This is a genomic window from Bradyrhizobium sp. CCGB01 (assembly GCF_024199795.1).
GTDB lineage: Bacteria > Pseudomonadota > Alphaproteobacteria > Rhizobiales > Xanthobacteraceae > Bradyrhizobium.
This window is the reverse complement of the sequence record NZ_JANADK010000001.1, coordinates 8561119-8582846: the sequence shown is the minus strand read 5'-3', so window position 1 is coordinate 8582846 and position 21728 is coordinate 8561119. Positions and strand designations below refer to the sequence as shown.

Here is a 21728-nt window from a genome sequence, read left to right as displayed (position 1 = left end):
TCTCTTCGGCGCACCTTGGGCGTTCCGCGGCACCCGCCTCTGGGTCACCGCTCGTCCGCTAGCGAGCCGCATTTTCTTAAATTCAGGCCTAGGCGTTCTTCGTCCCCGAGAACGGCTTTGCCTGGTACCTTGCCGGCGCTCGAAAGTGCCAGTTTTTGCTGCAATCCCTGTGCCGGAATCGCAAGCAAAATTGAGACAGTCTTCCTGTCCTAAACAACACCTTGCCAAATTTTTGTCTATCACACAAGCGCGCGGAAGTCCCGATTCCCGATATGTCAATCAATCGCTTTTCGAAAGTTGCGCGGCCCCGGTTTTGAAGCAAACGTGCCCTGATCCGGCCCTGCCGACGCCGAAATCCCGAATGAAGCTTCGGATCAGCCCTTCGAAAGGCGCGCCACGCCGCAAGAAGCGAAAGAGCGCGAGACGTTCGGGGGCCTGACAGGAGCGTGTCGACCATGAAGTTTTTCACAGGATGTGTGGCTGCTGCCACGCTGGCGCTGGCCGCAACCGCGATGCCGGCGCCGGTTCTTGCACAAGTTCCCGCAGGCGGGGTCGTCGCGGTGTCTGATTTCGACGGTCCCTACGCACCGCCGGACGTCGCGCCGCCACCGCCGCCGCGTTACGGCCAAGGCTACGGTTACGGCTATGGCTACGAGGAGCGCGGTCCGGGCCCGGCGCTGCTGCCGTCGATCGAGGTCTACGCGGTGCTGCGCGAAAACGGCTTCTCGCCGCTCGGCATCCCGCGCCTGCGCGGCAGCGTCTACACCATCGCGGTGATCGACCACCGCGGCGACGACGGTCGGCTCGTGATCGATGCTCGCGATGGCCGGATTATCCGTTTCATGCCGTCCGCCGATGCCTTCGGCATGGCGCCCTCCTATGAGGCGCCGGCGGTTGCACCTTACCGCCCGCAAAGCGCGCTGCCGCCGCCGACCATGGTCCGCAGCGGCCCGCCGCGTCCGCCGGCCGCGATTCCGCATGTGGCCAGCCGCACCGTGCCGCTGCCCAAGGCCGCCCCGCGGCGTGGCGAGGCGCCGGTTGCCGCGGCCAAGCCGGCCGAGCCCGCGACGCAGCAGGCGCAAGCACCACAGCAGCAGACCGCCGCCGTGCAGCCGAAGCCAGTCGAGGCAGCACCGCAACCCACGGCGCCAACCGTTGGCCAGGCCAAGCCGGCTCCGACCATCATGCCGACGCAGGACATGCCGGCGGCGCAGGGGCTCGACTAGCGCTGCGGGTTTGACGCGGCTCGCTGTGAAGGGCGAACCACGAACCATACACACGCGGTCGTCCCTGCGTTCGCAGGGACGACGGCCGGGGGGAGAGCTGAGCAAAACAAAAAGCGCCCGACGACCTCGAGCGCCTTTCTGTTACAGCGCTCGCCTCAGCTCCGCGGATACCCCGCGGCGTCCAGGATCAAATTCGCCACGTCCTTCGGATGCGACACCAGCGAGAGGTGGCCGGCATCGAGCTCGACCGTGGTTGCGTTCATGCGCTTGGCGAGGAAGCGCTCGAAATCCGGATTGATGGTGTCGTCTTTCTTCGACACCGCGTACCAGCTCGGCTTGGAATGCCATGCCGCTTCCGTGGTGCGGCCGGCGAAGATCGAGGCTGCCGTCGGCCATTGCACCGCGTAGAGCTCCTTCGCGCGTTCCGGAGCGACGCCATTGGCGAAATACTTCAGGAAGGCGTCTTCCGACAGTTTTGTGTAGCCGTCGCGCTCGACAATGCCGGCGCGCACTGGCCCCGTCGGGAATTGCTTCGACAGTGCCACAAAATCCTCGTTCGCATCGGGCGCGCGGGCGGCGACATAGACGAGGCCGGTGACTTTCGGATCGTTGCCGACCTGGCTGATCACGGTGCCGCCCCAGGAATGCGCGACCAGCACGGTCGGTCCATCCTGCTCGGCCAGCGCGCGCTTGGTGGCCTCGACGGAGTCCGCCAGCGACGACAGCGGATTCTGCACGGCGGTCACATGCAGGCCTGCGGCCTGGAGGATCGGGATCACCTCGGACCAGCTCGAGCCGTCGGCCCAGGCGCCGTGCACCAGCACGACGTTCTTCGCTTTCACCGTTTGCGGTGTCTGCGCGTGAGCGAGGCTGATGGGGGCCGCCAGCAGGCTCGCGGCGACGAAAAGGCTGCGCCAAAGTGACATGATCGTTCTCCGTCTTGTTTTGGGTTCGATGCCCAAAGGACGGAGCGTGAAGTCGCGGCGTTACGGTCCTCACCGTTCTGTGATGCAGTGCAAAACGAAAAAACGCCCCGGGGCACCGGGGCGTTTTCCCAACCTGGAAGTGGCGTGCGTGCCTAGGCGGCGACCGAGCTCTCGATCACCTGCGCCTTCGGCGCGCTGGTGTTGATCGCGATCTGGCGCGGCTTCTTGGCTTCGGGAATCTCGCGTACGAGGTCGACATGAAGCAGCCCGTTCTCGAGCGAGGCGTCCTTCACCTGCACGAAGTCGGCAAGCTGGAAGGCGCGCTCGAAGGCACGCGCGGCGATGCCGCGGTAGAGCACTTCGGACTTCGAGTTCTCGTTGGCGACTTTCTCGCCCTTGATCGTCAGCGTGTTTTCCTTCGCGACGATGGAGAGCTCGTCCTTGGCGAAGCCCGAGACCGCAACTGTGATGCGGTAGGCGTTCTCGCCGGTACGCTCGATGTTGTAGGGGGGATAACCGGGGCTGCCGTCCGAACCGGCCTGGTCGAGCAGGTTGAAGAGGCGGTCGAAGCCGACGGTGGAACGGTAGAACGGGGTGAGATCGTAGGTACGCATGGTCAAGTCCTCCATTGAGCGACTGTTGGTAACCCGCCCGCCAATCGGGCCGGGCTTTAGTCTGTGTGCAGCCTGATGTTCCGGTTCCGAAACACTGGTAGCGGCCTGCACGAAAATGATATGGGTGGAGCGAGACGGCGTTCAAGAGGGCGGCATTCGCGCCTTTTCGGCGCTTTAGCCCCTTGATTTGCAGTACTTCCCGCCCATGACGCTGGTCTCAATCCCGTCCAATCCCGTACCCGAAGACGTCGTCAGCGGCACCATCAAGACCCCCGATGGCGTCGAGCTGCGCTTTGCGCGCTGGGCGCCGCCGGCGAACCGCAAGGGCACGGTTTGCGTCTTCACCGGACGCAGCGAGCAGATCGAGAAATATTTCGAGACCGTGCGCGATTTGCGCGACCGCGGCTTTGCGGTGGCGATGATCGACTGGCGCGGGCAGGGCCACTCCTCGCGCCGCCTGCGCGATCCGCGCAAGGGCTATGTGCGCGACTTCTCCGATTTCGAGATCGACGTCGAGACCTTCGTGCAGCAGGTGGTGCTGCCGGATTGTCCGCCGCCGTTCTTCGCACTCGCGCACTCCATGGGCGGCACCGTGATGTTGCGGATCGCGCATGCCGGCAAGCGCTGGTTCGACCGCATGGTGCTGTCCGCGCCGATGATCGATCTGCCCGGCCGCGCCACCTCGTTTCCGGCGCGGATGCTGCTCAGGACGATGCGCCTGCTGGGGCAGGGCGGCCGCTATGTTCCCGGCGGCACTGACCGCATCACCGGGCTCAATCCCTTCATCAACAACCCTCTGACCAGCGATCCCGTGCGCTACGCGCGCAATGCTGCGATCCTGGAGGAGGATCCGACGCTCGGGCTCGCGTCACCGACGATCGCCTGGGCCGATACCGCCTTCCGCGCCATCAACACCTTCAAGGGCGTGAACTACCCCTCCGAGATCCGTCAGCCGATCCTGATGCTGGCGGCCTCCAGCGACACCGTGGTCTCGACCGCGGCGATCGAGGAGTTCGCCTATCATTTGCGTGCCGGCTCCCATCTCGTGATCGCCGGCGCCAAGCACGAAATCCTCCAGGAGCAGGACCGCTACCGCTCCCAGTTCTGGGCCGCCTTCGACGCCTTCGTGCCGGGCACGCCGCTGTTCAAGTGAAGGTTGCGCGCTTGATCGCGCGGACCATGGCGATTCGGCGCGCTACAACGTCTTCAGATACTCGATCAGCTCGTAGCGCTCGTTGTCGTCCTTGAACACGCGGCCGATCACGCCGGGGCGTTTCGGTTCGCCTTCCTTGCGCTCGAAGGAATGGCCGAGCACGCTGTTGCCCTGCACCGGCTTGCCGTCGGAGCCGGTCATTGAGAACTGCGTTTCGCCCGTCTTGCAGCGCTCGTCGGCGGTGACCGCGAAGCCGACGGTCACGGGATCATAGTCGCGGCGGCCCATGCAGAATTTTTGCGGGCGTTCGTTCTGCGGCTTGAGCAGCCAGTAGAGCGAAGGCACCGAACCGTTGTGCAGATAGGGCGCGGTCGCCCAGATGCCGTTCAGCGGGCGCGCCCGGTAGCGCGGCTCGGGCGCCGGATTGAGACAGTTCTTGCGCGCCATATTCCACAGCTTCGCCCGCTCGGCGTCCGGGACCTTCTCGTCGTCCATCCATTTGCGGGCGACGAGATCGACCACCGTCATGAGGCCGAGCGCGTAGACCATCTCGGTCGGCGAGCTCTTGGTCGGGATGTCGCATTGCCACCAGGTCTGGAGGTCCGCGGTATTCACCTTCAGGAAGCCCGGCACGTCGACGATCCTCTTGCCGAGCACGAGCGACTGTTCGGGATCCGTCTTGATCTCGTCGAGAGGGATCGTCACCGCGTTCAGGACCTTGCTGTCGCCGCTCGGCTCCCAATGTCCCGAGGACCAGAAGGCCTTGGTGTTGACGGCCGGCAAATGGCATCCAGAGCACATCTCGGCGTAGATCTTGCGGCCATTGTCGACCTTCTTCGGATCGATCCTCCATGCGTCGCCGAGGATCTGCGAGGGCCATTGCGGTGCCAGCAGGCCGCCGAATTTCGGATCGGCGGAGGGATCGGCCGGCTTGAACGGATCGGGACCCCTGAGCATGTCCTCGATCCAGCCGAGCGTCCTGATGTGAACCGTGGAGCGCCAAAGCCTGTCCTCCGGATAGGCGTCGGACAGGTTGAGCAGCGCGGTGACGCCGAGGGCTTCGCCGGCGTTGCGGATCAGCGGCTGCTCGATCGAGGCATCATATTGGGCGAACTTGAACCACGGCACGGTCCAGATCGCGGGGAAGCTGACCGGCGCGTCCTGGGCGTGCAGGTTCTTCTCAAATCCCTTGACCCCGCTGAGCGCGAGATCCTGCGAGAACACCTGGTTGCCGATGCGGTTGAGGGCGTCGAGGCGGCCGAACCCTTCCTCGGTATCCTTCTGCTGCTTGCCGTCCCAGGTCTGCTTGTGCTCGATCGTCTCGTTGTACTTCTCCTGCCAGTCGATCAGGAATTTGCCGATCGCGCTGAGCTTCTGCTTGAGCGCGTCGCGGTCCGTCTTGCTGGCTTCGGGCCCGAGCACGCGATCGGCGAAGCGCTGGAAGCGGAACGGGACGTACAGCGTGTAGGCGATCGACAGGCCGGTGGAGAGCTCGAGCTTCTTCAGGTCGGTCATGGCCGGGCCGCCGTCGAAGCGGACGTCGATGCCCTGGTAATGGATCTGGCCGGTATGGCAGGCCGCGCAAGTCAGCCCGATCTTGTCCTGTTCGCGATGGCCCGTCGCGGGATCGACGACGCCGGTCATGCGCGCGAAGCCGACCGGCAGGCCGTCGACGTTCTCGGCGGGGGTCCACCTCGTCGACCAGTCCGGCACCTGTGTCGTCTCGTAGACATTGGCGTAGCCGAAGCGGCGCAGCGTCGTCGCGTCGGTCTGGATCGATTGCGGGCTCGGGATGAAGCCGAAGCTCTCGAGATAGGAGCTGTCCTTCATCATGCCCGGCCGCGAGAACAGATGCAGGCGCGGCTGCTCCAGCGCCATGAACCACTCATAGGGCACCGGAAAGGTCGCGGTGCCCTGGCTGGCATGGTGGAACCAGTGCCGGTCCTTCAGCGACCAGTTCTGCTCGAGCCAGAAGGCGGCCGTCGTCTCGGGGACCGTGGGCAAGGGCGGCGGCAGAAGATTCACGAGGATCCCCTTCTGCGGCAGCATGGCGCGGACCTGGTTGGGGAATTCGGCGACCGCGACGAGGGCGAGAAGGCCGAAGGCGATCAGCAGGGCCGCAAGCTTGAGGGCGCCCCGCACCACGCGCTGGCAGGTCGACAGCACCGGCTGCGACACGACCCGCTGGTTGATGCGCGCAGGAAACTGGCGCTCGTTGAACAGCGTGCGCACGTCGGCGATGGCGAGATAGCGGTTCTCGCCCTCGCCCTTGCCCATGATCTTCAGCAGGATGGGCCATTCGAATTGCATCAATATCGGGTAATACCAGCGCACGGCGCTCCCGGCGCGCTTGAGGTTGTCGCGCATGTAGGTCTGTATTTCCGACGCGTTGATGCCGGGCTCGGTGCCGCCGCCGTTCGGATCGGAATAGGCCCTGCCGAAGCTGGCCAGGCGGGCGATCTGGTCCTCATCGACCTTGCCGTCGACGCTGAGGATTCGCGAACCGGCGCCGTGCTTGTCCAGGGGGCCGCCGCGCAGGGCATCGAGCTGTGCCCCCGAAAACATGCTCTTCAGGATGTGACCGAAGCCGTTGGCGATGAGTGCGATGCCGCGGGTCTCGACGCGGGCCACCGTCTTCATCAGCCCCTTGTCGCCGCTGGCATTCGCGATCGTCTCCGATAGCTTGCCGATCGGGACGGTGCCGCCGTCGACAAAACCTTCGCCGACGAGGCCGCGCAGGAAGGGGCAGGGATTGTCTGGCGAGACCTGGATCGAGGGATCGAAGGGGGGCTTCGAGGCGGGGTCGTTCATGGCCCAAATTCCTGAAAACAGCGAATCGTGAAATGCAGACGCGCCGATCAAGCGCGGAAAGTCCTAACAAACCGACAGCAGGTTATACTACTTCAGCGTGTAGCGAAGTGTGGCCGAATTCACTGTCGTGTCAATAAAAGCCGGCGCGAGGTTGCCTGGAGGACCGAGAAGAACCGTTGGAGGGCCGGCGACCGCCTGTCAGGACTCGGCGGCGCGTTTGACGTCGCTCTGGACCAGGGTCAGCTTGCCCAGCGGCACGCCCGCATTCAGAAGCCCCTCGCGGTAATGGGCGAGGTCCTCGGGCCGCTTCCAGTGGAAATTGCGCAAGTGACGGTCGACATTCAGGGTCGGGTAGTTGCGCATGAGCACGCCGGCGGCCTCGGCCGCCTCGTCGTCCCGGCGCAACTGTGCCAGCGCCGCGGCGCGGATCGCCAGCGCCTGCATGTGGTTCGGGTTGATGTAGAGCTGCTCGCGGGCCCATGACAGCGTCGCGTCGTATTGCCTCAGCAGATAATGGCTGAAGGCGTTCAGCGCGGCCCATTGGTAGCGTGGGTCGCTGTTGTCGCGCTGCGAGGCCATCGAGAACATCTCGATCGCCTCGCGGTGCTCGCCGGTGACGAAATGGCAGATGCCGAGCACGCCGCGCGCGCCCATGTCGTAGGGGTTGAGCGCGACGGCGCGCTTGGCGGCGTCCATCGCGGCCTCGTAGTGTCCCTCCATCGCATGCGCCCAGGACAGGATCGAGAACGCGAAGGAGGAGCGCGGGTCGAGCCGAACGCTGGTCTCGGCGAGGTTCATCGCCTCGGCCCACATCTCGCGCGTGCCCTTGACCCATCCGAACTGGATGCTCTGGATCTGGATCGTGGCAAGATAGGCGTGCGCGATCGACAGCTTGGGGTCGAGCCTGATGGCTTCCCGGAACAGGTCGACGGCGGTGGCCAAATCCTCCTTGGTCTGCCGGTAGTAGTGCGACAGCCCCTTGAGGAAGCGGTCCCAGGCGCTGACGTCGGTGGAGAGCCGCGCCGGCGCCGAGGCCTCGGCACGGACGATCTCGGTGGCGATGGCGGCGGACAAATTGGTGGTGATCTCGTCCTGCATCGCGAACAGGTCGCCGATGTCGCGGTCGTAGCGCCCGGTCCAGAGCTGCTCGCCGGTCTCCGGCGCGATCAGCTCGGCGGTGACGCGGATCTTGGCTCCGGCGCGCCGCACCGATCCCTGGATCAGATAGGTGGCGTCGATCTCGCGCGCGATCAGGCGCGTGCTGACATTGTTGCCCTTGAAGGCGAAGGTCGAGTTGCGGCTCAGCACGCGATAGAAGGATTGCAGCGACAGCGCGTGGATCAGATCCTCGGTGAGGCCGTCGGAAAAATATTCGTCCTGGGCGTCGCTGAGATTGGCGAAGGGCAGCACACCGACGATCGCCGTGCGGTACTGCTGCGACAGGGCCGAGGCCTCCCTCAGCTCGGGCGCGAGCGCCGGTGCGCCCTCGGGCGTCCAGGTCCAGACCCCGACCGCATCCTTGATGTTCTTGAAGCGATGGTTGCCGGCATCGACCAGCGGCACGGTCAGGTGCTTGCTTGCCTCCCGGTAAGCCTTGGCCGAGATGGCGAAGCCGCCGGGGCTCGCCACGGATTCGAGGCGGACGGCAATGTTGACATCGTCACCGAATACCTCGTCCTCGTCGGCGATGACGTCGCCCATGTGGATGCCGAGGCGAAACTGCATGGCGCGCTCGGCAGGCAGGTGATGGTTGCGCTCCGCCATCAGCGTCTGCATGGCGATCGCAGCCTCGGCGGCGCCGACGATGCTCGCGAACTCGAGCAGAAAGCCGTCGCCGGTGTTTTTGACGACGCGGCCGCCGTGGTTGAGGATGATGGGATGGATCGCGCTGCGATGGGCCTTGAAGGCGGCATGGGTGCCGGCCTCGTCGCTGCCCATCATGCGCGAATAGCCGGCGACATCGGCGCAGACGATGGCGGCCAGGCGTCTTTCCATATCCCGGAGCTCCAAGGGATCGATGACCGGCCACGGCGTGGCAGTCGCCTCGAATCCCGCATTTCAAGAACCCTGCCTTTATAAAGCAGATGAGGCCGAGCGAAAGTATGATCCGCATTGCAAATTCTAGGTAAATTCTCTGCAATCCTGGCGGTGGACGGCGGCGGCCGAACCGAATAAGCCCGCCTTTCAGGGCTGACGGGGACACCTCACATGCTGGGCATTCACGAAATCTGGCTCTTCATCCTGTCGGGCATACTGCTCAACATCACGCCGGGGCCTGACACGGTCTATGTGATCGGCCGCAGCATGCAGATGGGCTGGCGAGGTGGTGCCGCAGCGGCGCTCGGCATCAGTTGCGGCTGCTTTTTCCACGTCGCGGGCGCGGCGATCGGCCTTTCGGCCCTGCTGATGGCCTCATCGACTGCCTTCTCGATCCTGAAGCTGGTCGGCGCGGCCTACCTCGTCGTAACCGGACTTCAGATGCTGTGGTCACGCCCGGTGCTGGCCTCAGCCATCGATGAGCCGGCGCGGAGCTCGCTGCGGCGGGTTTTCCTCCAGGGCGTCTTCACCAACGCGCTCAATCCCAAGGTCGCGCTGTTCTTCCTGGCCTTCCTGCCGCAATTCGTCGCAGCCGATTCACCGCAGAAGCCGCTCGCCTTCCTGACGCTCGGCCTGATCTTCATCTTTACGGGGACGCTGTGGTGCCTGGTGCTGGCGGCGTTCGCAGCCAAGGCCGCGCACCGCCTGCGGCGCTCCGAGGGCGCGATCGCCTGGGTCAACCGCGCACTCGGCGGCCTCTTCGTCTATCTCGGCATCCGCGTCGCCATGCTGGAGACGCGGTAACTCGTTCGAACGAATGACACGAGGCTGCGTAGGGTGGGTTAGCCGAAGGCGTAACCCACCACTGTTCGTATCCGCAGAGGCAGAAGAGGTGGGTTACGCCCAGCGGCCTGCGCTTCGCGCAGTCCGCTGGGCTAACCCACCCTACGATTCTTCAGGTGAACTCCTTCAGCAGCGCGCTGCCGGCGAGATAGAGGCCGAGCAGGATCATCGCGATCAGGAACCAGCGGCGAAACGCTTCCGCCGGCATCCGCGCCCGCACCGACTGGCCGATGAACATGCCGGCAAAGGCCATGGCCATGCCCACTGCGCCCGGCACGGCATTGGCCGGCGTCAGCAATCCGCCAGCGGTCAGGTTGAAGGCGAGCGCCAGCGTCGCGGTCGTGAAGAAGACGCCGAGCGCCTGCACCAGCTCGTCCTTCTCCATGCCGATCGCCTGCATGAACGGCATCGACGGGATCACCTGCACGCCGGTCGAGGCCGAGATCATGCCGGTGACCACACCGACCACGCCGCCGACCCATTTCTCGTTTGGCGGCGAGACGTGGAACTTGAACTTGCTCAGCCCGATGATGGCGTAGATCACCAGGAGGATTCCGAGCACGATCGTGCCGTAGCGCGCGTGCGGGCCGGTCAGCGCGCCGGCGTTGAGCCAGCATCCGATCACGGTGCCGATCATCAGCGGCCACAGCCGCCTCAGGATGTCGCGCAGATAGGGGCCGGCGAAGGTCTGCCAGATGTTGGTGACGATGGCGGGCACGATGACGATGGCGATCGCGCGGCTGGGCGCCATGCTCACCGCGAGCAGGCCCATGGACACGGTCGGCAGGCCGAGTCCGACCACGCCCTTGACGAATCCGGCGATCAGGAAGACGGCGGCGATGAGGATGAGCAGCGGGTCGATCATATCTCGCACATTGACCGAAGCCGCGCGCGGGCACAATCTGGAGGTTACGGAGAAAGCCTTCGTCAGATACGAAGGCTGCGGAGACCTGCCATGCGCTTCGACCTCGTCGACCTCCAGCTCTTCATCGCCGTCGCCGACCAGCGCAGCATCACCCGCGGCGCCGAGCGGTCGCATCTGGCCCTGGCCTCGGCCAGCGCGCGCATCAAAGGGCTCGAGGATGCGCTCGGCGTCGCGCTGCTCAAGCGCGGGCGGCGCGGCGTGGAGTTGACCGCGGCGGGCGAGAGCCTGCTCGATCATGCGAGGGTCGTCATTCACCAGATCGACGCCATGCGCGGCGATCTCGCCGGCTTTGCCAGCGGCGTGCGCGCGAGCGTGCATTTTCTCGTCAACACGTCGGGGCTGTCGGAGCATCTGCCGAAGGCGCTGGCGGGCTTCCTGCGCGAGCATCGCGACGTCGCGATCGACATCGAGGAGCGCGAGAGCACAGATATTGCAGCCGCGATCACCGCCGGTGCCGCCGATCTCGGCTTCGCCGCCGAACACGCGCTGCCCGACCATATCGAGCGCTTCGTCTTCAGCGAGGATCATCTGACATTGGTGACGTCGCGGCGCGGCCCGTTCGCGGGCCGCCGCCAGATCGATTTTCAGGAGACGAGCGCCTGCGACTTCGTCGGGCTCACCAGCGCCACCGCGCTCCAGATGCACATTTCGAAGCACGCCGCCCGGCTCGGCATGCGCCCGCATTACCGTGCGCGCCTGCGCGACTTCGACGCGATCTGCCAGATGGTCGCCGCCGACGTCGGCATCGCCCTGGTCCCGATCTCCGCCGCCCGCCGCTGCGCCAAGCTGATGCCGCTCGCCACGGTCCGCCTGCGCGATGCCTGGGCCAACCGCAAGCTCGTGATCTGCGCACGCAGCTTCAAGGCACTGCCGCGGCCGGCCAAGATGCTGGTGGAGCATTTGCGAGCGGAAGCGGTGTGAGCGTGCGTGTTGATGTGAGCCCGCACTGTGGCCGCGAGCACAACTGCGCTCCCTCCCCCCTTGCGGGGGAGGGCGGGGGAGAGGGGTAGCCCAGCAAAAGGTGTGATTGTTGCGAAGGTTCTTCGTGCGATCGATGGAGTCCCCGTGTGAACCCCTCTCCCTAACCCTCCCCCGCAAGGGGGGAGGGAACGCACCCGTCGTGGTGAGGCGGTTTGCTTATTGCGCGCTACTTCGCCGTCTCGACGCCAGCGTCCTTGATCACCTTCGCCCACTTCTTCGTCTCGTCCGCGATGAACGCGCGAAAATGCTCCGGCTCGTCACCGATCAGCGTCGCGCCTTGCGCGGCGAGCTTTTCTTTCACCGCGGGATCCGCCATCGCCTTGGTGGCGAGGCCATGCAGCGCGGTGACGATCTCCTTCGGCGTGCCCTTCGGCGCCACCATGCCGTACCAGTTCTCGACGCGCAGGTCGGGAAAACCCCCTTCCGAAAGCGTGGGGACGTCAGGCGCGGTCGGTGCGCGCTCGGCCGAGCCGACCGCGATCGGCCGCAGCGCGCCGGCCTTGACCTGCGGCAGCAGCACAGGGAGATCCAGGAACGTCATCTGCACCTGCTGGCCAAGCAGATCGTTCACCGCAGGCGCAGCGCCGCGATAGGGCACGTGCACGATGTCGATCTTCGCCGTGAGCTTGAACAATTCGCCGGCGAGATGCGGCAGGCTGCCGGGGCCGGAGGAGGCGAAGTTGAGTTTTCCCGGCTGCGCCTTGGCCAGCGCGATCAGCTCGCCGATGCTTTTAGCCTCCACATTGGTGGCGACGACGAGCATTTCCGGCACGGTCGCAACCAGCGTCACCGGCGTGAGGTCGCTCGAGGTGTCGTAGGCGACCCGCTCCATGCTCGGGCTGATCGCGAGCGCGCCGGCGCTGGAGATGGCGATAGTGTAGCCGTCAGGCGGCGCCTTCGAGACCGCGTCGGTGCCGAGCACGCCGCCCTGGCCGCCGCGATTGTCGATCAACACCGGCTGCCCTGACAGCTCCGACATGCGCTGGCCGATCACGCGGGCGATGATGTCGTTGGGCCCGCCGGCCGGGAACGGCACGATCAGCTTGATCGGCTTTGTTGGAAAATTCTGGGCGAAGGCGAGCGTTGGAAACAGCAACAGGATGGCGAGGAGGAGCTTAGGCCAGTTTTTCATGCAGGCTCCTTGGGGCGCCTATGCGTTGAGCAGTTTCAGTGCTTCTTCGTGTACGCGCGGATCGCCGGCCGCGATGATGCGGCCGCCGCCTTGCGCGGGCTTGCCTTCCCAGGTGGTGACGACGCCGCCGGCGCCGGTCACGATCGGGATCAGCGCCGCGATATCGTAAGGCTTCAGCTCGGTCTCGACCACGAGATCGACGTGACCGGCCGCCAGCATGCAATAGGAGTAGCAGTCGCCGCCATAGCGCGACAGCCGCGCGCCGGTTTCGATGCGGCCGAAAATGGCGCGGTCGCGCTCGTTCATCAGCAGCGGGCTGGTGGTGTAGGTCGTCGCCTCCGAGAGCGAGGCGCAGCGGCGGACCTGGAGCCGGCGCTCGCCGGAGGGGCCTTTGTAATTCGCCGAGCCGTTATCGCCGGAAAAGCGCTCGCCGATGAAGGGTTGGTGCATCATGCCGTACACCGGCGAACCCTTGTGCAGCAGCGCGATCAGCGTGCCCCAGATCGGAAAGCCGCCGATGAAGGATTTCGTGCCGTCGATGGGGTCGAGCACCCAGACATAGTCGGCGTCCTCGCGCTCATTGCCGAATTCCTCGCCGACGATGCCGTGCTGGGGGAAGCTGGCCTTGATCAGCCGCCGCATCACCGCCTCGGCGGCACGGTCGGCCTCCGTCACGGGGTCGAAATCCCTGGCCTTGCCCTTGTCGTCGATCGACAGCGAGGTGCGGAAGAGCGGCAGGATGGTTTCGCCGGACGCGGTGGCGAGCCGTCCGATGAAGGCGGAGAAGTCGATCACCGTCACGGCGTATCCTCAAAGCGAAAGGCGGATGAAGCTCGCTCCTGCCTAACCCAATTCGTCGCTCGCGTGCAGCGCTGTCTTGATTTGCACCCTGGTATTTTGGATGCCGAAGCCGGCTGCCCCATCCCAGTCATCTGCTGGCCAAATATCGATCACAGAGTTGAAAACTTAGTTCCGAACATGCCTTGTTCGTATGCAAATGACAATCAACCCATTGAATTTCCTTATCAAAGAAACTGAATCTGGGTTTCTTTATAAGCAACTGAGCCATGTCCGATTTGCATGGGAAACCGCTCAAAAGCCCTTGCACTTTGTGCGGCGCGGCCGCATATTGTTGCGGTGCGGTAGCGCTTTGCGTTACCGCTGCCCTCCTTGGGCGTTTCCTCCCTAGACTTGGGCCGCTTCTTCATCAGAAGCGGCCCTTTTTTCTTGGCGCCTCTGTTTTCATTTTGCCGCGCGCTGGGACGCGAAGCGAAAACGCGTTCGCGCCAATCGCAGACGACACGAGCGTTCGAAGAAAAGCTTCCGTCTATTCCGCCGCGGCCTGGAACGGGCCGAGATCGCCGAACGGGATCGTGGTCGCCAGCACGTCGGCGAGTACGCCGAAGTCGCTTGCCACTTGCGCAAAGCGCGGACCGCGCTCGCGCCGCCGCTCGTCCATGTAGATCGCGCGGTTGAGCTCGAGCTGCACAGCGTGCAGCCCGCTCGCGGGGTTGCCGTAATGCTCGGTGATGAAGCCGCCGGCATAGGGCTTGTTGCGGCCGATCGAATAGCCGAGCCCCGTCATGGTCTCCTCGACCCTGTCGGGGAGCAGCGGCGTGCAGCTCGTGCCGTAGCGGTCGCCGATCACGACATCGGGCCGTCGTGGCTCGTCTCTGCTGACGCCGACCGAGGGCATCGAGTGGCAGTCGACCAGCACCACGGTGCCGAACATCTGGTGCACCTTGTTGATCAACCGGCGCAGCGCGCGATGATAGGGCTTGTAGAGCGTCTCGATCCGCGCCAGCGCATCGTCGACCAGGATGCGGTCGCGGTAGATCTCCTGGCCATCGCCGACCACGCGCGGAATGGTGCCGAGGCCGCCGGCGACCCGCATCGAGCGGGTGTTGGCAAAGCTCGGCAGGCGCCCGGTGAACATGCGGGGATCGAGCTCATAGGGCTCGCGATTGACGTCGACATAGGAGCGGGGAAAGTTGACCCGCACGGTCGGAAAGCCGCGCTCGCTCAGATGGCCGATCAGCTCGTCCATGAAGGAATCTTCGGACCGCCGCAGCTGCGGCAGGTCGATCCGCGAGGCCGCCAGAAATTCGTCCGGATAGGTCGAGCCGGAATGGGGCGAGTTGAAGATAACCGGCGCGCGCCATTGCGCGGGCTCCACGATCTCGAACGCTGGCGACACCTCGCCGTCAAACCGGGTCATCTTCTCAGGCTTCGTCCCTTACTCTCAGGCTTCATCCCTCGGCGCCGCAGGGATCCGGCATGGGCTCCGGATCGAATGATTCGGCCGATCGAGCGGCTCTTATGTGTCCTCATTGTCCGGAATCGCAACCATTCTGCCAAGCGAAAAGATGTGATCGTCGCTGGAACATGTCTTAACCCTGCGGGCAGGGAGGCGGGGACACGCCCGTTCGGCTCGATTGATTCGATCCGCATTCGGGTTCACAAGAGTGCAGGAGCGCGGCCCTCCCGGGGTAAAGATTTTCACCACAAATTTACCCTCTGTCGGGCTTAGTGACCTCTGCTGATATCCTCTGGGGATTCGACGTTTCCTGCCATGCCAAAGATCCTGCTCGCCGAAGACGACAACGACATGCGCCGTTTCCTGGTGAAGGCGCTGGAAAACGCCGGTTTTCAGGTCTCGTCCCACGATAACGGCATGGCCGCCTATCAGCGGTTGCGTGAAGAGCCGTTCGAGATGCTGCTGACCGACATCGTGATGCCGGAAATGGACGGCATCGAGCTCGCCCGCCGGGCTTCGGAACTCGACCCCGACATCAAGATCATGTTCATCACCGGCTTCGCCGCGGTCGCCCTGAACTCGGATTCGGACGCCCCCAAGAACGCCAAGGTGCTGTCCAAGCCTGTGCACCTGCGCGAATTGGTCAGCGAAGTGAACAAGATGCTGGCGGCCTAAATCGGCCCCCTTCGGTCCTTGCACCGGCTCCCCTGAGCCGTTATAGGGACCCGACCCGATACGACATCTAGGGCGCGTAGCTCAGCGGGAGAGCACTACCTTGACATGGTAGGGGTCACAGGTTCGATCCCTGTCGCGCCCACCACGCTTCGCCTCCGGCTTCGCGTGGCACAGCCAAGAGCATCGGGCGAAGCGTGTCCGGCGTAGCTCGAAGAGCGTAGACGGACTAGAGCGTCTCGCTCCTCTCAGTCGACCATCCCGGCCTGCCGACCGCTGTAAACAGTGGCCGTCCCCAGCCGGCGCCGCCCCCTCAATGATCCCGGCTATTTCAGTTCCGTGTTCGCGACCGGCAGGACGGAGGCGACGGACCAGCCGTTCGCATCCCGCACGTAGGTCTGGCTGATCAGAAACGTATTCTGCTGGGGTGGCTTGCCGGGAAGGCCGCGCGTGAAGACGATGGGAACGAGGACCTGCATGACCTCGTTCGAGATCACGGCGACGTGGAATTTCGACATGTCGGGTTCGAGGTGCCAGGTGCCCTCGTAATAGCCCCTGAAGCGGTCGGCGACCGCATCGCGACCTCTGGTTTCGATGCCTCTCGCGAACAACAGCGTGCCCGGCGAATTCCACAGCATGGCTTTCACATCGTCCGCGTTGTGCGCATTCTGCGCGGCAATGAACTTCTCGAAGATGGTTCGCGCCTCCGCATCATCTGCCGCGGCCAGCACAGGTCCGGGTGACCAGGCCGTCGCCGAGAGAAACAGTGCTGCGGTAACCGTCGCAGCACGAGGGCCTTGTGCAAATCGTCGTAGCCTGATGGAGCCTCGAGACAGCTTGGAAGGGGGCATGTTCATCTCTGTTTTGGATGACAATGATCATGCCATAGATCACCTCGCCGGCTTTTCAGGATCGCGCGAGCGGCGGTCACCGTTGCATCACGGATGCGTTGGTTCAGCCCATGTCCGATGCCGCGGAACGTGGCGCATCGTCGTCACACCGCTATCCGCATCACGTCAGCGGCAGCAGATGATCCGGGATCGGCACCGGCGCAGCCGGCACCAGGGATGCCACCGAAACGTGCGGCCAGGTCAGGCCGGCGAAATCCAGCATGACCTTTTGCGAGTACTGGATCTGCGTCGTCGCCACCTTGATGTGCCCGCCCTTGAAGCCCTTGTTGGGCACGAACGGGATCGCGGCGACGAAGCTCGGAACCAGCGGCACGTTGCTCTTCTGGCGCGGTTGCAGGATCACCGGCGGCGTTCCCGGCGGCAAAGCCGGCACGTCGATGTCGTAAACCACCGTCTCGATCCAGAATACCGCGTCCATCTGGAAGGCGTTGGCGTTGGCGCCATTGCCGCCGGGCGGAGGAACGGGCAAGCCCTGAAGGAACGCGATGTTCGCGGTGCCGCCGGCGAAGCTCGGCGCGGTCGGATGAGGTCCCGGCGAGGGGATGGCCGGCAAGGGTCCGTCGGACAGCGGCGAGCCGGGCTTCGTCGAGGTCTCGATGACGATGGTCTGGGTGATGGTCTGATGCGCGATCTGGTTGCGCAGCACCGTGTTCGGATCGGTGATCATGGCCTGGGTGAGCTTGCCGGAGGCGATCAGCGCGGTCAGATCCTGCGGCAGCCTGCGCGTGGTCTGGTTGGTCGCAGTCTGGTTCTGGAACGGGATCTTGTTGGCCGGATTGCCTCCGATGAACGGCGTGATGTCGATCGCCGCGATGGTCGGCTTGCCGGCGACCGGCGGCAGCGCCGTGCCTTGCGCGACGATCGTCGTGCCGTGCGGGATCGATGCCATGCGCGCAACAGTGAACGGCTCGTTCGGATGGGTGGTGGCCGGCACCGCCAGCCAGATGCCGGGTTCGAAGTGAATGCCCACGGGCGTTCCGGTGGTGACGTCGTTGATGGTCTGGAGATACGGCACGCCGTTGAGGAAGGCATCTGCCTGCTGCAGCGAACCGCGATTGGGGATCGAGCCGAGATTGTTCGAGAACGACATCGTCTCGTCGGTGAGATTCAGCTCCAGCACGTTGTCGTCCGGGTCGGTGGTGTTGATCGGCCCCGGCATCGGCGTCGGCGTGATCTTGCTGTCGGGCCGGAAGATCGTATTGAACCCCTGTCCGGTGAAGGTGCCCGTGAAGGCCGACAGCGGACCGAGGATGGGCGGCAAGGTGATCGGCGGACGCGCGGCTCGGGCGGCGGCGGGCTGTGCGGCATCCCTGAACACCTCGTCGACCTCGTGGATGGAGAAGTTCGCGGTCTTCGTGAATGCACTGGTGAGTGGCTTGGGCTCGTCCATGGTGATCCCTCGTGATGCTGCAACTGTCGATGTCGGCGTTCCTCCGGGCCGGCTGTCCGGGCAGATGAGTCCTTCTCTTGCGCCTTGCTCTGGCGCCTTGCGCTATTGCGTCTCGCGAGTCCGCCCTGTGCCGGGCATGACACGTCGTTCGCGCGCGCTGATGCGCGCGTGCCCGCTGATGAACATCGAGCGGCCTTACGTCGGCGACCGGACCACAGGCTGAACGGACCTGCGTGCATCGATCGTGATGTTCAACTTATGGTTCCGGCAGGTGCCCGGTCGAGAAACGAGCGAGTGCCGCGACCTGAGCGAAGCATTGCCTCCTTCTGCTCCGTGCTCGAAAATGAGATGGTCAAAAATGGATTGCGGGCGCCTGCCGCCCCCGGCTTTCGATTTATGCTGTGCGAGTATACAACCTTGAGATGGTCGCAAATGTGGTCCATCTCACAAGGCCAAAGAGTTGCAACAGCACAATGAGGGAATGCGGATGACGCGAGTGAGCTGTCTTGCCGTGGCGATTTTGGCGCTGATGGTGTCGCGCGCCGATGCAGCGATCATCGACTGGCAGGCCGAGCTCCAGCGCTGCCGTGCGCTGCGGCAGAACGTGGCGCCGTTGCTGCAAGCCGGCGAGGGGATATCCGCCGTCGGCCGCTCCAACAGGTCCGTGCGCCGTTGCATCTGGATCCAGCGCATGGCGGTGCGCAAGAAAATCCCGGGCGCCGAGGTGTGGTAGCCAGCGCGCCTGTCAGGTGGACTTGGTCTTCCGCCCGAGCAGCACATCCTTCAGTCCGGTCGGATAGAGGCTTGGACTGCCCTCGACGTCGAGGTCGGCGAGGTCGAACCAGCGGGCGACGATCTGCTCCCCGTTATCCTCGCGGAAATCGATGCGGTCCTGGCCGCTGAACGCGCCGTCCGGTAACGCGACCTCCGCGATGAACATCACCTCGTGTCCGGTGGCTCCCTCGTGCACAAAAATGTTCTCTATCACCAGCGGCTCGCTTGTGATGGTGATGTCGATGCCGAGCTCTTCGAAAAACTCCCGCACCAGCGCCGCTCGCCAGCCTTCGCCGAACTCGATCTCGCCCCCGAGCGGCCGCACGCCCTTGATCCGTCCTGCATCGTCGCGCACCTCGGCCGCGAGCAGCCGCCCGTCCCGCCAGTGCAGGCCGAGTGCGACGACGCGGATGTGAGGGTGAGGGCGCCATGTGGTCATGGGGGATCGTTAGTCGGCTTTGCGCGATGGCGCAATGCAGGTGGAGTGAGTTCGAGAACGACGACAGTACCCTTGCTCCGTCATTGCGAGTCCAGCGAAGCAATCCAGATCGCCGCCGCGGAAAGATTCTGGATTGCTTCGCTGCACTCGCAATGATGATGTGGAAGCGCTCGCGGCTCAGTGCGGTGGGGATGCTGCCCGCCAGAACGCCGTCTGCAGCGGCAACTGGTGTCGGATCATCGCGACACCGTCGATGACCTTCAGGCCCCGCGCCGCGCAGGCTTCCATGAAGCCGGTGCGCCGCGCGGCGATGATGTCGAACACTGCGCAATCCCCAGGCAGCCTGGCCGGGTCCATCGGCAATGGGTCGGTTGCGTGCAGGCCGAGCGAGGTGGCATTGACGCACAAACCGATGTCGTCGAAGCGCTCCGCGAGGTCGACATCGAGATCGGGAAATTGCCCGCGCAGCTTCGCTGCGAGGGCTTCGACCGGACCGGGCACCTCGTTGAGGATACGCAAGCGCTTCAAGCCGGCCGCCGCCAGCGCATGGCAGATCGCGCGTCCGGCGCCGCCTGCACCGATTACGACGGTACGGCGCTCGGGATCGAAAATGCTGGCTTCACGCGCAGCGTTCAGAAAGCCGCCGCCGTCGAAGGACTCGCCGACGAGTTTGCCGCCGGCTTCGATGCGGATGGTGTTGACCACGCCCTCGAATTTTGCGGCCGGGCCCACCTCATCGCACAGCTCGAAAGCGGCGGGCTTGTGCGGCATGGTCAGGTTGAAGCCGGCGGTGCTCGGCGATTTCGCCAGCGCGCGGATCGTCTCGGCGAGATGCTTCGGCGCGATGTCCATCGGCACCATGTGCCAGTCGAGGCCCTGTTCCTCGAAGTAGGGCGTGTAGTAGCGCGGCGCGGCGACATGGCCGGCAGGGTGGGCGAAGATGAAGACGGTGCGCGATGCGCCGGTCGGAAGCTTCATGACGTCACCCCTTGACGGCGCCGGCCGTCAGTCCGCTGACGAGATAGCGGCGCACTGCGAGCGAGAAGATCAGCACCGGCGCCATCACCAGCGAGCCGCCGGCGGCGATCTTGCCCCATTCCCAGCCCTCGTAGTTCATGAAATTGACGACGGCCACCGGTGCGGTGCGCGCATTGGTGCGGGTCAGGATCAGCGCGAAGAAGAAGTCGTTCCAGGCGTAGAGGAAGCACAGGATCGCGGTCGCCGCGATTCCCGGGGTCACCATCGGCAGCACGATCTTTGTGAACACCGTGCGCGTCCGCGCGCCATCGACGAGGGCAGCCTCCTCGAGCGAGACCGGGATGGTGTCGAAGAACGGCTGCATCATCCAGATCACCAGTGGCAGGTTGAAGCTGGTATAGACCAGCACGAGGCCGGTGATGGTGTCGAGCAGGCCGATCCAGCGGTAGAACAGGAAGAACGGGATCGTGAACGCGATCGGCGGCGCCATCCGCGTCACCAGGATCGCAAAGGACAGCGCGTGCTTGCCGCGCCCGGCCCAGCGCGACAGGGCGTAGGCGGCGGGCACGCCGAACAGCAGTGCGAGCGCCGTCGAGAGCGAGGCGCTGAGCAGGCTGTTGACGAAGGAGGCCGAGAACGCGCTGTGCCAGAGCGCGGCATAGTGCTCCAGCGTCGGCGTGAAGATCAGAGGCGGCGGGAATTGCAGGATCTGGTCATTGGTCTTGAAGCTCATCTGCAACAGCCACAGGAATGGCGAGAGCAGGATGAGCAGCGTCACAATGATCGCGGCGAGCCGGCCCGGCGTGGCCTTGCGTGCGGAGGGCGCGTTCATCCCATCGCCTCCCGGCGGCGGCCCATCCAGACGAGGCCAAGGCTGATGCCGGCGACCAGCAGCAGCATCACCACGGTGACTGCGCTGGAATAGCCGATCTCGTTCGTGTCGAAGGCGAGCAGATACGCATAGTAGTTGGTGACTTCGGTGACCGTGCCGGGGCCGCCACTGGTCAGTAGAAAGATCAGCGGGAATGCCTTCACGCTGTCGATCAGGCGGAACATGCCTGAGATCACGAGAATAGGCGTAATGAAGGGCAGGGTGACGTACCAGAAGATCTGGAGCGTATTGGCGCCATCGACGAGGGCGGCTTCCGAATATTCATCCGGAATGGTCTGGAGCGCGGCCAGCACCATCAGGAAGGTGAAGGGCATCCATTCCCAGGTGTCCGCGATGACGATCGCGGTCAGCGCGAAATCGACGCTCGAGGTCAGCGCCGGCATGGTGAAGTGCAGCGCCTGCGCGGCGTAATAGAGCGGGCTGATGTCGGGCGTGTAGATCAGCTTCCAGATCACCGCAACCACGATGGGCGGCAGCACCATCGGAATCAGGAAGAAGGTGCGGGCGAACTCGACGAAGCGCGAGGGAACGTTCAGCAGCAGCGCCAGCAGCATGCCGAGCAGTACCTGGAACAGCACGCCCCAGCACGACAGTTTCGCCTGGACCCACAGCGAATTGACGAAGCGGGGATCGCCGGGCAGGAGGCCGTAGTTGCGCAAGGGCGAGCTGAAATCGGTCGCTGAGCCCGGCGTCGTCAGCTGAAACGGCGTCAGGCTCGTCACGACGAGATAGACCGCCGGCAGCACGGCGACCGCGAGCAGCACGAT

At 64.7% G+C, this 21728-nt stretch carries 20 protein-coding genes and 1 tRNA gene; 7 read left to right on the top strand and 14 right to left on the bottom strand.

The window, feature by feature from the left end; all coding sequences use genetic code 11:
- The first annotated feature begins 455 nt into the window (after positions 1-455).
- Positions 456-1226 carry a hypothetical protein gene (locus NLM25_RS40400; RefSeq protein WP_254140609.1) on the top strand — a complete coding sequence of 257 codons (771 nt, stop codon included), beginning with the start codon at positions 456-458 and terminating at the stop codon, positions 1224-1226.
- 155 nt (positions 1227-1381) lie between these two features.
- Here the strand turns inward: NLM25_RS40400 and NLM25_RS40395 are convergent, their stop codons facing one another.
- Positions 1382-2152, bottom strand: coding sequence for an alpha/beta fold hydrolase (locus tag NLM25_RS40395; protein ID WP_254140608.1), 771 nt, complete (start codon positions 2150-2152; stop codon positions 1382-1384).
- 152 nt (positions 2153-2304) lie between these two features.
- Positions 2305-2766: an Hsp20 family protein gene (locus tag NLM25_RS40390; RefSeq protein ID WP_254123447.1), complete on the bottom strand. Its 462-nt coding sequence runs from the start codon at positions 2764-2766 to the stop codon at positions 2305-2307.
- A 205-nt stretch (positions 2767-2971) separates the two neighbouring features.
- Between NLM25_RS40390 and NLM25_RS40385 the strand changes: the two genes are divergently transcribed.
- Complete coding sequence (locus NLM25_RS40385; RefSeq protein ID WP_254123446.1) at positions 2972-3919, top strand: alpha/beta fold hydrolase; 948 nt, start codon at positions 2972-2974, stop codon at positions 3917-3919.
- 42 nt (positions 3920-3961) lie between these two features.
- Here the strand turns inward: NLM25_RS40385 and NLM25_RS40380 are convergent, their stop codons facing one another.
- Positions 3962-6730 carry a di-heme-cytochrome C peroxidase gene (locus tag NLM25_RS40380; protein WP_254140607.1) on the bottom strand — a complete coding sequence of 923 codons (2769 nt, stop codon included), beginning with the start codon at positions 6728-6730 and terminating at the stop codon, positions 3962-3964.
- Between the two features lie 198 nt (positions 6731-6928).
- Positions 6929-8725 (bottom strand): adenylate/guanylate cyclase domain-containing protein, encoded by a 1797-nt coding sequence (locus NLM25_RS40375; protein ID WP_254123444.1) that lies wholly within the window; start codon positions 8723-8725, stop codon positions 6929-6931.
- 213 nt (positions 8726-8938) lie between these two features.
- On the opposite strand from NLM25_RS40375, the gene NLM25_RS40370 reads away from it, so the two are divergent.
- Positions 8939-9571, top strand: coding sequence for a LysE family translocator (locus tag NLM25_RS40370; RefSeq protein ID WP_254140606.1), 633 nt, complete (start codon positions 8939-8941; stop codon positions 9569-9571).
- A 151-nt stretch (positions 9572-9722) separates the two neighbouring features.
- Here NLM25_RS40370 and NLM25_RS40365 read toward each other — a convergent pair whose 3' ends face one another.
- Positions 9723-10475 carry a sulfite exporter TauE/SafE family protein gene (locus tag NLM25_RS40365; RefSeq protein ID WP_254140605.1) on the bottom strand — a complete coding sequence of 251 codons (753 nt, stop codon included), beginning with the start codon at positions 10473-10475 and terminating at the stop codon, positions 9723-9725.
- A 90-nt stretch (positions 10476-10565) separates the two neighbouring features.
- On the opposite strand from NLM25_RS40365, the gene NLM25_RS40360 reads away from it, so the two are divergent.
- Complete coding sequence (locus NLM25_RS40360) at positions 10566-11456, top strand: LysR substrate-binding domain-containing protein (protein WP_254140604.1); 891 nt, start codon at positions 10566-10568, stop codon at positions 11454-11456.
- A 226-nt stretch (positions 11457-11682) separates the two neighbouring features.
- On the opposite strand, the gene NLM25_RS40355 is transcribed toward NLM25_RS40360, so the two are convergent.
- The 3 genes from NLM25_RS40355 to NLM25_RS40345 form a co-directional block, all read right to left on the bottom strand.
- The gene (locus tag NLM25_RS40355) at positions 11683-12648 is read right to left on the bottom strand and encodes a tripartite tricarboxylate transporter substrate binding protein (RefSeq protein ID WP_254140603.1); all 966 of its coding nucleotides are present in this window, start codon (positions 12646-12648) and stop codon (positions 11683-11685) included.
- Between the two features lie 18 nt (positions 12649-12666).
- Positions 12667-13449, bottom strand: coding sequence for a histidinol-phosphatase (gene hisN / locus NLM25_RS40350; RefSeq protein ID WP_254123439.1), 783 nt, complete (start codon positions 13447-13449; stop codon positions 12667-12669).
- Between the two features lie 526 nt (positions 13450-13975).
- Entirely contained in the window at positions 13976-14866 is an 891-nt protein-coding gene (locus NLM25_RS40345; protein WP_254123438.1) for an N-formylglutamate amidohydrolase, read from the bottom strand.
- Positions 14867-15220: 354 nt separating this feature from the next.
- On the opposite strand from NLM25_RS40345, the gene cpdR reads away from it, so the two are divergent.
- Positions 15221-15580, top strand: coding sequence for a cell cycle two-component system response regulator CpdR (gene cpdR, locus NLM25_RS40340; RefSeq protein WP_007597092.1), 360 nt, complete (start codon positions 15221-15223; stop codon positions 15578-15580).
- 70 nt (positions 15581-15650) lie between these two features.
- Positions 15651-15725 (top strand) — tRNA-Val (locus tag NLM25_RS40335).
- A gap of 178 nt (positions 15726-15903) precedes the next feature.
- Here the strand turns inward: NLM25_RS40335 and NLM25_RS40330 are convergent.
- On the bottom strand, positions 15904-16428 hold the full coding sequence (locus tag NLM25_RS40330; protein ID WP_254140602.1) for a DUF4440 domain-containing protein: 525 nt from the start codon (positions 16426-16428) through the stop codon (positions 15904-15906).
- A 160-nt stretch (positions 16429-16588) separates the two neighbouring features.
- Positions 16589-17878 carry a heme-binding protein gene (locus tag NLM25_RS40325; RefSeq protein ID WP_254140601.1) on the bottom strand — a complete coding sequence of 430 codons (1290 nt, stop codon included), beginning with the start codon at positions 17876-17878 and terminating at the stop codon, positions 16589-16591.
- 487 nt (positions 17879-18365) lie between these two features.
- On the opposite strand from NLM25_RS40325, the gene NLM25_RS40320 reads away from it, so the two are divergent.
- Positions 18366-18611, top strand: a complete 246-nt coding sequence (locus NLM25_RS40320; RefSeq protein ID WP_254140600.1) for a hypothetical protein — start codon at positions 18366-18368, stop codon at positions 18609-18611.
- A gap of 12 nt (positions 18612-18623) precedes the next feature.
- On the opposite strand, the gene NLM25_RS40315 is transcribed toward NLM25_RS40320, so the two are convergent.
- The 4 genes from NLM25_RS40315 to NLM25_RS40300 form a co-directional block, all read right to left on the bottom strand.
- Complete coding sequence (locus NLM25_RS40315; protein ID WP_254140599.1) at positions 18624-19091, bottom strand: NUDIX hydrolase; 468 nt, start codon at positions 19089-19091, stop codon at positions 18624-18626.
- A gap of 177 nt (positions 19092-19268) precedes the next feature.
- Positions 19269-20069: a shikimate dehydrogenase gene (locus NLM25_RS40310; protein WP_254140598.1), complete on the bottom strand. Its 801-nt coding sequence runs from the start codon at positions 20067-20069 to the stop codon at positions 19269-19271.
- A 4-nt stretch (positions 20070-20073) separates the two neighbouring features.
- Positions 20074-20901 carry a carbohydrate ABC transporter permease gene (locus NLM25_RS40305; RefSeq protein WP_254123432.1) on the bottom strand — a complete coding sequence of 276 codons (828 nt, stop codon included), beginning with the start codon at positions 20899-20901 and terminating at the stop codon, positions 20074-20076.
- A complete protein-coding gene (locus NLM25_RS40300; RefSeq protein WP_254140597.1) occupies positions 20898-21725 on the bottom strand; it encodes a carbohydrate ABC transporter permease in 828 nt (275 codons plus the stop codon). Before NLM25_RS40300 ends, NLM25_RS40305 begins: the two co-directional genes overlap by 4 nt.
- Positions 21726-21728 lie beyond the last annotated feature (3 nt).